Here is a 512-nt window from a genome sequence, read left to right on the forward strand (position 1 = left end):
CCCACGCCCTCCGCGACTGCGCCAACGCGTCCACCGCACTGTTCGCCGCCGCGTAACCCCCCTGCCCCGCACCACCGAACACCCCAGCAGCCGACGAGAACAACACGAAATCCACCACCTCCTCCCGCCCACACGTCAACTCATGCAACCACCACGCCCCATCCACCTTCGGACCCAACACCCGCTCCACACGCCCCACATCCAACCCACCCACCACCCCGTCATCCACCACACCCGCCGCATGCACCACCACCGACAACACCTCAATCGACTCCACCACCCGCGCCAACGCCCCACGATCACCCACATCACACGCCACCACCCGCACCCGCGCACCCAACCCCACCAACTCCTCCTCCAACTCCCCCATCCCCGGCGCCCCACCACCCCGACGCGACACCAACACCACCTCCCGCACACCCCACCGCTCCACCACATGCCGCGCCACCACCCCACCCAAAACCCCCGACGCACCCGTCACCAACGCAGCACCCACCCGCCCACCCACCACC

The 512-nt window shown here is 69.1% G+C and carries 1 protein-coding gene; it reads right to left on the reverse strand.

Annotation, left to right across the window (positions count from 1 at the left end; translation table 11 throughout):
- Window positions 1-481, reverse strand: a 481-nt coding sequence (locus AN216_RS00245; protein ID WP_338059220.1) for an SDR family NAD(P)-dependent oxidoreductase, incomplete at its 3' end; no start/stop codon positions are given.
- Window positions 482-512: the final 31 nt, after the last annotated feature.

Source organism: Streptomyces oceani (assembly GCF_001751245.1).
GTDB lineage: Bacteria > Actinomycetota > Actinomycetes > Streptomycetales > Streptomycetaceae > Streptomyces > Streptomyces oceani.